Source organism: Paenibacillus sp. MBLB1832, from assembly GCF_032271945.1.
GTDB classification, from domain to species: Bacteria; Bacillota; Bacilli; order Paenibacillales; family NBRC-103111; genus Paenibacillus_E; species Paenibacillus_E roseopurpureus.
The window spans coordinates 591383-604475 of sequence record NZ_CP130319.1 but is presented as its reverse complement, the minus strand read 5'-3'; the positions used below and the strand labels follow the sequence as shown (position 1 = coordinate 604475).

Here is a 13093-nt window from a genome sequence, read left to right as displayed (position 1 = left end):
AATATTACTTTCTCAATCCTCAAAATCGGCTTTTGGACATTTGTTCAAAAGCTTTAGAAGTTCTCCTAGGTCATCCTCCCTGACAAACGGGTCTAAGGGACAAAATAGTTCCTCCAAAGTCAGATTAATCCGTGGGCAACTTTTTACAGGCTATCAATTCTCTTGGCTCGACCGGCAGTTCTCGCAATACTCGTTCCAAAGCAAACTAACCGTTACGCCGCTTTTGGCCATCTCCCTGTGGATGTATTCGTAATCTGGATGCTTGCGGGTCGGTGCCTGTGTTACCTCGGCGAACAGGCGCCCGAAAAGCTCACCATCCGTTAGATCTTACTCTAACGGCCATGCGATTCCTAGCTCATCTGCTCGTTGAATGATTTTTGAAACAGTGTTGCGCGAGCAGGCGCAACTGGCAGAGATATTACGGTGACTGATCCCTAACTATGAATCAGCAGGATTTCACGATATTGGCTCATTGTATGACCTCCTCACGAATGATTTACGCTAGTCTTCACATAGAGTCATTCTAGCAGGAGGTTCAAGTGATGGCTCTCACCGCCAGAACGACGACCTTGCCACGATTAAAGATGCATTTTGTGTAGAAGAATTCTTCGCTAAAAGATAGAGGATTATTATGATACGCTTATGGCTGCAACTCAAGGAAACTTAAAACCATTCATCGTTTTTTATCTCGAGTGCGTCAATGCATCCCTTACCAAGGTACTCAAAGAACTGCAACGTTACGATAGAATAAAACATATCCGCGAACTATTGGGTAGAGGGCATGCGAAAACAATGTTCGAATTGATTAGTAGAATGAATGACGGAGAGACATTCCATAGACAATTATTTGACGATACTTTGGATGCCTCGTCATCGAGTATTGCAAAGAATCTTTCAAGACTTAAAGAACTGGGCGTTATCAAGTCAGGAGACACTCGAGGAGAATATATCGTTTCAATTGTAGATTAGTTAAAGCAGGGTAATATATGATGAGCACTGTTTCCCTAATGGGAAAGCAGTTCTCTGATTCGTTTGAGTTAATCCACCTATGGATCTTCCTCATTGCCGTAGCTCCCTGCTTGTCTGCTATTTGTTTGAAAAGCAAACCAGTATAATTTTCTTCTGCTCATGGTAGCCGTATGAACAAAACGCCTTAAACAGACGTTCACTTACCTTTGCTCTTACGAGCTGGGGCATCTAACTCCACCTCACACTACACCCCTGACGATAAACTTCTAAGGAGAAAATTCCCACAGCATGGCCGAGTCCTACTTATGATAAAGGTACAGTAGGTATCAGAGCTTGCAAAACTCTTTGTGATTTCACTATACCTAGTTAATAAGGACACTTTGTCGACATGCTTTGGACATATTTATGATAAACATAAAGTACGATACACAAGACTTTACGCTCAGCACTTAAACCTTTAGCAGAGATTATTTTTCATTATGAGATTTTCATTTTAGAATTTTCACGAGAAGAAAACGGGTCCTTTTTTGCTATTTTTATTTGCTTAATATAAATTATGTTTTCAGTAATTAGGAGGTTATGTTAAAATATCTCAAAATAGAGAGGTGGAACTAAATGGAATTAGATCGAAAGTTAGTACTAGAGAAATTAAGAGATAAAGGAATTACACACCTATATCATGCTAATACTGTTGCTACTGCATGTACTTTTTTGCGACAAGGTGGGTTACTTTCTAGAGGTGCAGTAGAAGCGAGAGGTTTATATCAAACACCTCAAAATTCTGATGATATTGATAAAAAGTTTAATGTATGGAATGACATCTTTTTCGACAGCATTGATCTCCATACTTTTTTTTCTCGACAAAATCACTATGGTCCTGTGCTGTTTAAGTTTAACATCGATGTTCTTTCTTATGACCAACTTCCACCAATTTGGGTAACTAAGGATAATCCAACACGGTGGAAAAAAGGTGAAAACAACTATTTTTTGACTATTGAAGATTTCGAGAGTGAATATTCACTTGGAAAATATCGTGAAATGATTACACTTAGGAATACTACAGAAGTCCTTCCTTTCATTCCGTACTTAGAAGAAATAATTCTAGATGACCCGAAATTAATGATCAAAAGTGATGATACTATTTTTCTTAACGCAGCTGCTGATGCACTAAGAAAAGAGTTAAATGAAAGTGGATTCGATTATAGTCACGTTACAAGAAAATATCGAGATTGCAGTTCCAATTTTTGTTATTGCTTAAGTAATTATAAAGGGCAGGTTGGAATACAAAAATTAAAAGATAAATTTCTTATCTAATTAAAGCCACTTGTATCTAAGAATAAAAAAATAAGGGTGCAATAGCACCCTTATTTTTTATATTATTTCAAGTTCTTTAATTAATTGATCTTTGTTTAAATATTCAGTTCCATAATGTTTTAATTGTATACTAGTTAATAAATCAAGAGCATTTTTTACGTTTTGCTCCTTCCAATTAACTAAATAAGAACGAAGTCTTTCTGAATATTCCATGTTATGCTTGGTTTTAAATACAAAAGTTCTTAATACATTTAGTTCGGGAAAAGGATTATCTTGAAGCACGATATCTAATTTATTTTTTTCTTTTGCCAAACGATAATCTTCATCATATAGGCGACCAGTTGTTAAATCATAAACTACTGAATCATAATTAAGAAAAACTGTTTTTGTTAAATTCTCAATATTTGGATTTGAAATCTTTTTCGTTTTAAATGCCCATGTAGAATTCAAACTCCAAATATCAAAGTTAACAGAGTAATGATCAATTTTATAACCACCATATCTGTTTTTTTTATAAGGAATATTATAAAAGTACTTATCTAGTTCATCGTTATCGGAACACACTACAATATCAAAATCCCTTGGCATTGTTCTAAAACCATTCTCATAATAATTCCTTACAGAACCACCAAATAACAGCAGATTACCTTCTTCTAATAACCTGTAAATAACATTCTTTGCTAGAGGCCACTCTTCAATCAATTCATAGAATTTGTCTCTAAGTGCAAAGTTAGGCATTAGAATTCCTCCTTAGGGTAATTTCACACCTGATAATCTTTGGAATAAATCTACAGCATATGTATCTGTCATACCGGAAATAAAATCAGTGATGAGCATAAGTTTATCATATAGAGACATGTCTTGTATACTTTTATTCGGTTCACCTTTTTCATCTAATTTTTGAATATACCGAAAATTTTCAGAAATTAAATGATATAGTTTATTTTCTTTTTTCTTGGCACTGTTCTCTTTATCAACTTTAATTATTGCTGGGACAAACATATCCAATAGTCCTCTAATTACACTATCTCCTACTAATTCTAATGTAATTACTTCATTACTCGGATAACAATATTTGATAGCAATCTCATCTAGTTTTTTCTTTATATCAGCCGCAGAAGATTCATTTATTAGTTCTTTATCATATTCTCCTCTTATTATTTGATCATAATTTCTAATAAATTCATTTGCACAAGCCTTAATCATTTCTCCTTGAGCCCATACCCTAAAATTTTGAGCATGTATTCGATTAATATCAGGAACATTATTCTTTTTTGCCGTTGCCCTTTGCTTTTCAAGATACTTAAAACCTATTGAATACTTATCTCCCAAAGCCTCTTTGATTTCTAAATAAACATTCTCCCATGGAACAAGGTTTTTCTTTACTCCATCTTCAACATCTGCAGCCGAGTAAGCTATATCATCCGCTGATTCCATAAGAAATGTAAGTGGGTGCCTAAATTCACCAATTCCAGTTTCTCTTTTTATATCTTCAAAAATACTTCTCTCTGAAGTAAAATACCCAAATTTACTAAAACTTTTTTTATCTTTATACTTTCCTTTCTCTAAAGAGCTTCTAGGATATTTTAATAAAACTGCTAAAGTAGCATAAGTGAAATTTATTCCGTACTGATCATTTAAAAACTGTAGTTTAGTTAATATTCTTAATGCCTGTGCGTTACCTTCGAAATGCATAAAGTCATTTTTTTGTTGATCACTTAGTATATGTTTACCATGCTTTAAAATATATTCTTTTTCAAGTTTCTTAAATTCCTTACTGAATAGCCATTCTTTAAACCAATTTTGAATAACATCTTCTCCAAAATGTCCAAATGGTGGATTCCCAATATCGTGAACGAGACAAGCTACTGCTAGCAATGATGATATTTTTCTAGGAAAATCAATATCTTGTATTTTGCCAAGTATTATAAGTCTTTGACCAACTTGATAACCAAATGATCTACCAATCGAAGATACTTCCAAAGAATGAGTAAGTCTTGTTCTAATAAAATCGTTATCTTGCAGTGGAAACACTTGTGCTTTATCTTGCAACCTTCTTAATGAGGAAGAACTGATAATCCTGTCATAATCCATATCAAAGCCATTCCTAAAATCTTTAATGGCATTTGATCCTCTTTTTCTCTTTTCGCTTAACAAATTTTCCCAATCCATAATAAATTCAGACATTATTATACCTCTATTATATTATTTTCATAAATTAGTCATCCAAATAATAACATTTCCTTTATTTCCCGGCAAATAAATATTACACATTCAAATTTTCTAGGCTCATTGGCACAAACTATTTCAGAACATTGTGGTTATCCAGTAATCTTATTCACTAGAGAAATATCTGCGGGAAGGAACTTAAAATGTTTAAGCTCATCCTTCGTTACCCATTTTAAATCATCATGTTCTTTGGGGGTGGGATCGCCGGAAATCTTTTTCACTCTGTAGGCCATTAATCAGCAACTTTGGCGTCAACGGCTGGAGAAAGGTTGAAAAAAAGAATAATCAAACAACTTAAACCTGCAAATGCTCTAGTTAAGGACTTCATTTTCACTCTCCTGTTTATATGTCATTTGGCTAATTTTATCATGCGGCAATTTTTCCGCATAGTATAAAATTTCCAACTTATTAGAGTGTAAAATGATAAACTAAGTATTTCATTTGCTAAGTTTAAAGGACCTATTTTTTAATCAGATATTCATGAAAGTATTTTGAAACTGACTTCAAATTACTTCGTGTCTCTGAATAGAAGCTCTTTTTACTAACCAAAAGCAACAATATTTACGAAAACAGTTAATTATAATAGTGCATCTTAATGGAGCGATTCATTTGTCATTTAATCATAAACTGCTCACAAACTTCATTGTAGAAGCCAAAAGAAACACTTCGAAAATTGGGGCAAGAGAACTGTTTGAACGAAGATAGAACCGGCTTTAGCTGATGAACTGGGCTTGTTAAATCCTCATTAGACCCGATTACGAAATTGCCTATGAAAAAGCACATAAGCCTCTTATCGCTCACTATACCGCTCGGACGCTCCGTTAGTAAGACCACGAAACCTGTACATCTCAAGCTGATTTTATGAGTCACGACGAGTACATCACTAAGACGGTTGGTGCATATATGAAGCAGTGGTGAAAACTGCCCTCTTCCAAACTAATAGATCAGGAAAATGTGATGGAGATTCTAGAAAACCAGATAAACTATCTGGCTCCCTCTCTTCAATTGACAGGCAAATTACTGAACAGGATCGTGATCTAATTTCAGGACTGTTCTAGCGATCTCTATATCACAAAAACTCCGCGGTTTCAGCTCCTTTTGGGCTACGAACTGCGGAGTTTTCTCGAAATTTTCTCCGTCTTATCGATTCTCTTTGTTCTCCGACTGACTAAACTGTAACTCGCCTTCAACCGATATATAGTTTATCCACTTGGACCAAAGAGCTAAACACCGCACAAAGCCCAATCAGCTCACCAATGGCTATTTCAGCGGTTAATTCTATCCCTTGCAAATCACTGATATGCATGAGATAATCTTTGGTTTTTGTTTACTCTCCTTTGCTCGACGATGGGGTCATCACCAGACTTCTCGAATTTCCCCGTCCCTGAAACAACTTTATTTTCCAGTTTATATACCCCAATCATGCCAGTATGACCGATTCCCTAATCCAGGTTTCAATTGTTTCATGATGGAAGAGGATCCGTCTTCTAACTCTAAAATGGGGAATTTGTTTTTCGCGTACCATAGCATAAACAGAGTCTAAAGAAACCCCAAGGTATTCAGCTAATTCGTTAACACTAAGAACTAATTTCTGTTGCATAATGTTCCTCCCTATAATTGACTAATTTACATTGTATCCCAAAAGCATTTCTTTCCAGATAAATAGTTTTTAATCATCATCTTTTTTTTACACCAAATAAGGCTGTAACCAAAAGAACTTACAGATCAATCAGGATAAGCTTTTTCAAACTTTAATTAACACTGAAAAAAAATTATTTACACCAATTAATAACATACTAGTTATAAATTTCGATCAAAATTAGATTGGAAATCAAATAAATAATAAATAAACAAATTCCGCTTACTATTTAAATTGTCAATGAAACCTTTATAAGAAATAATGCCATTCTTAACTGACTTAGCAAAATTCTCTTTTTTTGTTTTATCTACAGTAACCAAAGACTAATACAATTAATTCAATAACTTTTATTGAAAACAAAAAGAAAAACACCTGACATAGATATCCAGTGTTTTTCTGCCAACAACATATTTGGTTCGCCAACAACTTGCCAACAAATCAGATTTAAGAACCTATTTTGAATTTTTGCAGTTTTATGTGTTAGTTTTCAAACCCATAGTACAAAAGCAAAATTAGCCTTTTGTATCTTACCTCACCAGCAATGCCACTGACTCCACATGCACCGTATGCGGGAACATATCCACCGGCGTCACCTCCGCGACGCCGTACCCGCCGTCGACCAGCACGCGCAGGTCGCGCGCGAGTGTCGATGCGCTGCACGACACGTACACCACGCGCCGCGGCCGCAGCTCGAGGATGGTCGCGAGCAGCGCTGGGTCGCACCCTTTGCGCGGCGGGTCGACCACGATCACGTCAGGCCGAACGCCCTGACGTGTCCACTCCGGCAGGACGACCTCGGCCGGTCCTGCCTCGAAGTGCACGTTCATCATGCCGTTTAACGCGGCATTCTTACGTGCATCCGAGATCGCCTCTTCGACGATCTCGACGCCGTACACCTGTCCCGCGCGCTGCGCCAGGAACAGGGAAATCGTGCCGATGCCGCAATAGGCATCGACGACCGTTTCGCCGCCTGTCAGCGCGGCGTACTCAAGTGCCTTCCCGTACAAGACTTCCGTCTGGACGGGGTTCACTTGAAAGAAGGATCGCGCGGAAATTGCAAATTTCACATCGCCGATATAGTCATAGATGACTTCGCTACCCCACAGGACGCGCGTCTCATCCCCAAAAATAACATTGGTCTGTCTCACATTAATGTTATGGCAAATGCTCTTCACCGCAGGCAGCGCCTCGCGAATGCCAGCAACCCATTCGTCCACACGCGGAATGTCCGCGCCATTGGTCACCAAGACGACCATGATCTCACCCGTGCGGAAGCCGACTTTAACGACGACATGGCGCAGCAAGCCAGTCCCCGTCTCTTCCCGATACGCGCGGATGCCAAGCCGCGAGCCGATCTCTTTCACCCGCGCAACGACTTCGTCGTTCGCTTCGTGCTGGATCAAGCAAGCCTCCATATCAATGATGCGATGGCTACCCTGCGCATAGAATCCGCCGATGAGGCCGCCCCGCTCTTCCCCGAAAGGAACCTGAGCCTTGTTCCGATACCGCCACGGATCGGCCATCCCCAACGTGGGATGAACAATGATGTTTTCCAACTTCCCAATCCGCACCAAATTATCCACGACCTGCTGCCGCTTCACGCGAAGCTGCGCCTCATAGCTCAAATGCTGCAGCTGACAGCCGCCACACTCCTCATAGATCAGACAGTCGGGAGCAACGCGATCCGGACTCGTCTCCAACAATTCCACCAAAGCAGCATACCCATACTGCTTCTTCAAATGTTCCACACGCACGAGCGCACGCTCACCTGGCAGCGCCCCCGCGACAAAAAGGGTAAAGCCGTTCGCGCGGCCTACCCCTTCACCATCATGGCTGATCCCAACGATCTCGGCCTCAACTTGCTGCCCGATCTTCACTGGCAGATCCGCCATCCAAGCTGGCACTTCTTTCGCCTTACCTCTGTTGCCTGCCGAATTTCCCGCTCTTCCAGCAGCTCCCGACTTCCCACTACCTCTATGTTTACCTGGCGCGGAGCCAGATGTACCTTTTGCTTTCATATTACCCTCGCTTAATTCTAACTATAATTAATCACGTTAATCTTTTCTCACTTGGCACTCGGCACTCAGCTCTTCACGCCTACTCATGCTCATGCCCTCTCACCTGAAACGGCGTCGTCAACGCCTCCAAAAACTTCTTCTTATAAATCGACTGCCCCGACTCATCCACGATCACCTGCAAATGGCTTTTCAAATTCGTCATCACGCAAGGCAATGTCCCGCCGAACTCACCGTCGAGATTCAACTGGACGTAGTCCGGGGAGTTAATTTCGATATGGTTAGTCTGAAAATAAATCAAGTTCGGATCACTCAAATGCTCGCCGCGCAGCGCGAGTGTCACGATTCGGATGAACTCAGCGAGGTTGCATTTTTTCAGGATAATCACATCAAACAGACCATCATTCATATTCGCTTCCGGTGCCAGCTTCTCAAATCCGCCAACGGAGTTCGTATTACCCACAAGGAAAAGCATGACCTCTTCATGCATCTCGCGATCGCCTGCTTTAATATACAGGTCAATCGGCTTCAGCCTAGGCAGCTTCTCCAGCCCCTTCATATAATAGGCCAACTGTCCGATCATCGTTTTGAGCTTGCTCGGAACTTCATACGTCAGCTCGGTCATCGAGCCGCCGCCGGCGATATTGATGAAGTAGCGGTTATTGATTTTGCCCACATCGATCGAAGTGGCATACTGCTGGATGATCAAGTCGCAGGCGTACTCCAGATTCTTCGGAATGCCCAGCGCACGGGCAAAATCGTTCGTCGTCCCCAGCGGCAAAATGCCCAGCGGCGGCCTGCCTTCCTTTTCGGCCATGCCGTTCACCACTTCACAGATCGTACCGTCGCCCCCCGCGGCGATAATTAAATCGAACCCGCGTCTGACCGCCTCGGCCGCCGCAAGTGTCGCATCGCCTTCACCGATGGTCGCGTGAGCGGACGTTTCAAAGCCCCCGCGCTCCAAGCGTTGGAGGATCTCGGGCAATCTCTTCTTCATTTCTTCCCGGCCTGAAGTCGGATTATAGATCAATCTTGCTCGTTTGACCAACGTTTCTCATCCCCTGTTCATCTTCTGGCAATGCGGAAGCAATCTGCTTCTCCATCCATCTGGAAATTAAAGGACTTGGCAGCAATGCCTGTCCCTGATACTTATACGTGAACCCTTCCAAACGGGAAGGAATAACTCGCGATGTAAAATAACCTTCACTGAGAAAAAGCGGCGCAACAATTACGGTGTAATCTGGCTTTTCCCGCGTCCACCAGGCCATCTTCTCCCCTAGCTGATCTGGCAAAAGCATGGCAATATCCGCTTTGGCGAAGCCGCCTAGCTCTTGCACTCGCGCCGCGAGCAGCTCCAGACCTTGGCGCCACTTCTGGTGGAAGCCATCTTCCTTGCTCCCATGCCCTACCAGAAGCAGAACTTCTTCCCGTGGCGAAACCGAAAGCCCTTTGATTTTGTCATATAAAATGTCTGCAATATCCGAATGGTCGTCAATCGGTGACGTAAAATGAATCCGTGCCCGAATGTCAAATGGTTCTAAATCCGTCTCCAGCACAGGCTCATCAATGACGCCTAACGCGTAGGAGATTTCATCGATATGTGTACTCCCAGAGGACACGAACAGCGGAACGACAATGATGTCGGTCACGCCTTCATTTTGCAAACTGTCGATACCATCTTGTATCAATTTGCCCTCGACGAGCTCCAGATATGACGCATAGATCGGTACATTCACTGGCATCCGCACCGCTTTCACGGCATCCTCCACGAGCCCGACCCAACCTTCATCGCGTGATCCATGGCTAATCACCAGCACACCATATTTCCTCATCCGTTCTTCCCCCACCCGTACGTACTAAGCCTATCTTCCTATGCTACCGAATGTGTTCCCCCATGTCAATTTGAGCCCCGCTCAAACAGGAAAAACCCCGCATTACACGAGGTAATACAGGATTTTTTGGGGGCCTGCTAACTATTTAACGTCCTAAACGATCCAAGGTCAGCACGTAGCCATCGTTTCCGTAGTTCAAGCATCTTTTGACACGCGAAATGGTTGCTGTGGAAGCACCTGTCTCCGCTTCGATCTGATTATACGTACATCCCTTACGCAGCATGCGAGCAACTTCAAGGCGTTGTGAAAGTGATTGAATTTCATTAACGGTACACAGGTCATCGAAAAAGACGTAACACTCTTCAATATCCTTCAGTGTCAATACGGCTTCAAAAAGCTGGTCTATGGCTTTATCATTTAATTTTTTTAATTGCATCTGCTGTCAACTCCCGGTAAAAATGCATGTTAGCTCATAGGTTCTCTAAGCTCCTGTGTATCATTCGACACGTCCTGGGTAATTCCTTCCTTTAGGATTGCAGAACGTTAAAATTTCTATGCGTTAATTGGCTAAACAATGACAAAACCATGATAAATCCCCATGACCCGTGACATTCGTCCATACCAAAGGTAGGCAAGTGACATATCTTGTAGGAGTAAATCTGATAAAAAGGATCGTGAATCCTAGTGACTAACCAAAGACAAATCATTGGTAATGGCGGTAATCAGCCTCAGCCTGAAGTTCAAACACGGAGCTTAACCCTGCCAGGTGAAGGCTTCGGTCAATATCCAGGGTTAGGCGGCGGCAATCCATTCTCGGGCGGTGGTGCTGGCGGCGGTTTCTTCGGTGGCCCTCCTGCAGGCGGTGGTGGTGGCGGTTTCTTCGGTGGTGGCGGCGGTAATGCTGGCGGTGGCCTTTTCGGGGGCGGCGGCGGAGCTGGCGGTGGTGGCGGTGGCAACTTCCTGAGTAATCTCCTTGGCGGCGGTGGTGCTGGCGGATCGAACCCGCTTGGCAACATCAATATGAAGCAAATCTCTGGCTTCGTTGAGCGGATGGGCGGCATTGACGGCATCATCGGCACAATGGGCAAAGTGCAGAAGTTCATGTCGACCTTTCAGCAAATGGCACCTATGGTGAAAACCCTCTTCGGTTCGATCGGAAAAGGCAAAGTGGCTTCAGACGATGAAGAAGAAGTGTACCGTCCGAAACGGAAACGCCGCAAGAAATCCCGCTCAGCCCGAAGACGCAAAGGTGGCAGCAAGGTCGGTAGCAAAGCAAGAATAGCGAAGCACAAGCGCAGATAATTGTAGATTGTAGATACCTCAGGAAACAACTTTTACAGGACATAGTACCTCGACGGGCAAAACAGCGGCATAATGCCGCTGTTTTGTCCTTTTTGAGGCTGCGGGGCGTCTGCCCCCTGCCACACTTGCTGCAAAAGTACATCAATTTTCCAGACACTCGCTCCTTCTGAGGCAATTGCTGCGATTGTACATCATTTTTCTTCCCTGTGCGGGAAAATAGCCATTTCCTCACTAAATTGCTGTACATTTGCATTAATTTAGCCCAAATCGCTCCATTTCGGGCAAAAATCCTGCACAATTGCAGGATCCCCACCTCCTACTCCATCTTTAACTTCGTTCCCTCTGGTACGATCTGTACCCACGTGTTGCCTGGCAGCAGCGGTACTTCCTTGCCATCGCTGGCGTAGGCGCGGAGCAGGCCGTTTTTGCGTTCCCACGTGATGGATTGCGACTTGCCTTCTTGGAAAATCACGCCCTTGTTCGGCCCGAACACGTCCACGATGCGGCGGCCCTCTTTATCAATGATCTGATGCTTGCTCTCCAGCACCAGCAGATTTCTCGTCTCGAGCTGCTTGCCCGTCTCCTTATCGAGGTGCGGCTTGCCCTCCATGCTGCGCTTATACACGCCTGCAGCCGCATCATACGAATACGAAACGAAATACCCCATGAGGTAGGGAATCTGAATATACTGAACGGGTGCGCCCGACAGCACGCTGCCATCCTTGGCGAACGTGAGCAAGGGGCCATTCCATTCGGTGCGGAATTTGCGCGCCTCGGCGCCTTTTTTCATTTTATCCACAGAGGTATAAAGGTTGTGCGGGGCCTTACGGTCTGTGGATCGCCAATAATAAGCGCCGTCGCCGTAAACCTCATCAAGATGGGCCAAATTGCGGCCAGCCATCATATCCATCGCATCCTGACTCCAGCCAGCATGTACAATAATCGCGTCAAGCGCATCGCCAATCTCCACAAAATAAGGGCGAATACTGCGCACTGGCCCTATGATTGCGGCGGCATGACTCTGGTACACCGATACGAATCTCGTGATTTCGCCCTCGGCGAGGATTTCATAGACGATGTCCGCTTGATCGAGGCCTGTTTGGGGGCGCGCTTGCGGCGCATTTTCTACCATGACCATGAAGGGCCTGCTTTTCACCTCGTGATCGGCGGGTAACCCCGTCAAAGGAAATTTGAATCCTGTCGGGACTTCCGCTGGCGCAATCACCGGTTGGGTCGCTGGCGTAGGTGTCACGTTCGCCGTTGCACTAGCCGCTTGCGGGGTAGGGCTTGCTGTTGGCGCAGCTCCTTGCTCATTGCTGCATGCCGTGACCAGCATCAACGTACATCCGAGTATAGTTGTGAGGCTAAGAAATTTTCTATGGGATACAGTCTGCAATCGTTTCAACGTAGACACCTCATTTTCTCTGATTCTAGTGTACTCCGCCAGTATATGCTAGCGAGCTGACTAATAGAATCATCGAGGTGCGACGATACTGACCTGTGTTGTGTTCACTTTAACTACTTACTTAAAATATCCATCCATATTTTAATCGTTGTTGCCACAATGAGTGCGGCCAATATCCATTGAAGCAGCTTGGCGTTTAATTTCTTACTGATTTTAGCCCCAATCGGAGCTGCGATGGTACTTGCAATAACCATAAAATCGATGGAACAACTAGCATATGTCCTCCTGCTACTTTGCCAGCAGTAGAACCTATGGAGGAGATAAATGTAATGGCTAGGGAGGAAGCAATCGCTACACGTGTAATAAAACTTGTGCTTTTCGTCAACCC

The 13093-nt window shown here is 43.2% G+C and carries 11 protein-coding genes and 1 pseudogene; 3 read left to right on the top strand and 9 right to left on the bottom strand.

Features of this window, described 5'->3' with window-relative positions:
- Positions 1 to 642: 642 nt before the first annotated feature.
- Together MJB10_RS02840 and MJB10_RS02835 are read left to right on the top strand one after the other, a co-directional pair.
- Entirely contained in the window at positions 643 to 969 is a 327-nt protein-coding gene (locus MJB10_RS02840; RefSeq protein ID WP_314801572.1) for a hypothetical protein, read from the top strand.
- Positions 970 to 1584: 615 nt separating this feature from the next.
- A complete protein-coding gene (locus MJB10_RS02835) occupies positions 1585 to 2283 on the top strand; it encodes a hypothetical protein (RefSeq protein WP_314801570.1) in 699 nt (232 codons plus the stop codon).
- A gap of 57 nt (positions 2284 to 2340) precedes the next feature.
- Here MJB10_RS02835 and MJB10_RS02830 read toward each other — a convergent pair whose 3' ends face one another.
- The 7 genes from MJB10_RS02830 to MJB10_RS02800 form a co-directional block, all read right to left on the bottom strand.
- Positions 2341 to 3021 carry a ligand-binding sensor domain-containing protein gene (locus tag MJB10_RS02830; protein WP_314801567.1) on the bottom strand — a complete coding sequence of 227 codons (681 nt, stop codon included), beginning with the start codon at positions 3019 to 3021 and terminating at the stop codon, positions 2341 to 2343.
- Between the two features lie 12 nt (positions 3022 to 3033).
- Positions 3034 to 4470, bottom strand: coding sequence for a deoxyguanosinetriphosphate triphosphohydrolase (locus tag MJB10_RS02825; RefSeq protein WP_314801565.1), 1437 nt, complete (start codon positions 4468 to 4470; stop codon positions 3034 to 3036).
- Positions 4471 to 5932: 1462 nt separating this feature from the next.
- A complete protein-coding gene (locus MJB10_RS02820; protein WP_314801563.1) occupies positions 5933 to 6112 on the bottom strand; it encodes a helix-turn-helix domain-containing protein in 180 nt (59 codons plus the stop codon).
- A gap of 566 nt (positions 6113 to 6678) precedes the next feature.
- On the bottom strand, positions 6679 to 8169 hold the full coding sequence (rlmD, locus tag MJB10_RS02815; protein ID WP_314801560.1) for a 23S rRNA (uracil(1939)-C(5))-methyltransferase RlmD: 1491 nt from the start codon (positions 8167 to 8169) through the stop codon (positions 6679 to 6681).
- A gap of 79 nt (positions 8170 to 8248) precedes the next feature.
- Positions 8249 to 9163 (bottom strand): diacylglycerol kinase, encoded by a 915-nt coding sequence (locus MJB10_RS02810; protein WP_314805456.1) that lies wholly within the window; start codon positions 9161 to 9163, stop codon positions 8249 to 8251.
- A 22-nt stretch (positions 9164 to 9185) separates the two neighbouring features.
- Positions 9186 to 9998: a sirohydrochlorin chelatase gene (locus MJB10_RS02805; RefSeq protein ID WP_314801558.1), complete on the bottom strand. Its 813-nt coding sequence runs from the start codon at positions 9996 to 9998 to the stop codon at positions 9186 to 9188.
- Positions 9999 to 10143: 145 nt separating this feature from the next.
- Positions 10144 to 10434 (bottom strand): YerC/YecD family TrpR-related protein, encoded by a 291-nt coding sequence (locus tag MJB10_RS02800; protein WP_029198698.1) that lies wholly within the window; start codon positions 10432 to 10434, stop codon positions 10144 to 10146.
- Positions 10435 to 10682: 248 nt separating this feature from the next.
- Between MJB10_RS02800 and MJB10_RS02795 the strand changes: the two genes are divergently transcribed.
- Positions 10683 to 11300 (top strand): aminotransferase, encoded by a 618-nt coding sequence (locus tag MJB10_RS02795; protein WP_314801551.1) that lies wholly within the window; start codon positions 10683 to 10685, stop codon positions 11298 to 11300.
- Positions 11301 to 11616: 316 nt separating this feature from the next.
- Here MJB10_RS02795 and MJB10_RS02790 read toward each other — a convergent pair whose 3' ends face one another.
- Both MJB10_RS02790 and MJB10_RS02785 read right to left on the bottom strand, forming a co-directional pair.
- Entirely contained in the window at positions 11617 to 12714 is a 1098-nt protein-coding gene (locus MJB10_RS02790; protein WP_314801548.1) for a DUF3048 domain-containing protein, read from the bottom strand.
- Positions 12715 to 12818: 104 nt separating this feature from the next.
- Positions 12819 to 13066, bottom strand: a pseudogene (locus MJB10_RS02785) (TSUP family transporter); the annotation flags it as partial.
- Between the last annotated feature and the right edge of the window lie 27 nt (positions 13067 to 13093).

Bases quoted from the DNA above. Each gene is read 5' to 3' on its own strand.
- MJB10_RS02840 (WP_314801572.1), top strand. From the start codon at position 643: ATGGCTGCAACTCAAGGAAACTTAAAACCATTCATCGTTTTTTATCTC.
- MJB10_RS02835 (WP_314801570.1), top strand. From the start codon at position 1,585: ATGGAATTAGATCGAAAGTTAGTACTAGAGAAATTAAGAGATAAAGGA.
- MJB10_RS02830 (WP_314801567.1), bottom strand. From the start codon at position 3,021: ATGCCTAACTTTGCACTTAGAGACAAATTCTATGAATTGATTGAAGAG.
- MJB10_RS02825 (WP_314801565.1), bottom strand. From the start codon at position 4,470: ATGTCTGAATTTATTATGGATTGGGAAAATTTGTTAAGCGAAAAGAGA.
- MJB10_RS02820 (WP_314801563.1), bottom strand. From the start codon at position 6,112: ATGCAACAGAAATTAGTTCTTAGTGTTAACGAATTAGCTGAATACCTT.
- rlmD (WP_314801560.1), bottom strand. From the start codon at position 8,169: ATGAAAGCAAAAGGTACATCTGGCTCCGCGCCAGGTAAACATAGAGGT.
- MJB10_RS02810 (WP_314805456.1), bottom strand. From the start codon at position 9,163: ATGAAGAAGAGATTGCCCGAGATCCTCCAACGCTTGGAGCGCGGGGGC.
- MJB10_RS02805 (WP_314801558.1), bottom strand. From the start codon at position 9,998: ATGAGGAAATATGGTGTGCTGGTGATTAGCCATGGATCACGCGATGAA.
- MJB10_RS02800 (WP_029198698.1), bottom strand. From the start codon at position 10,434: ATGCAATTAAAAAAATTAAATGATAAAGCCATAGACCAGCTTTTTGAA.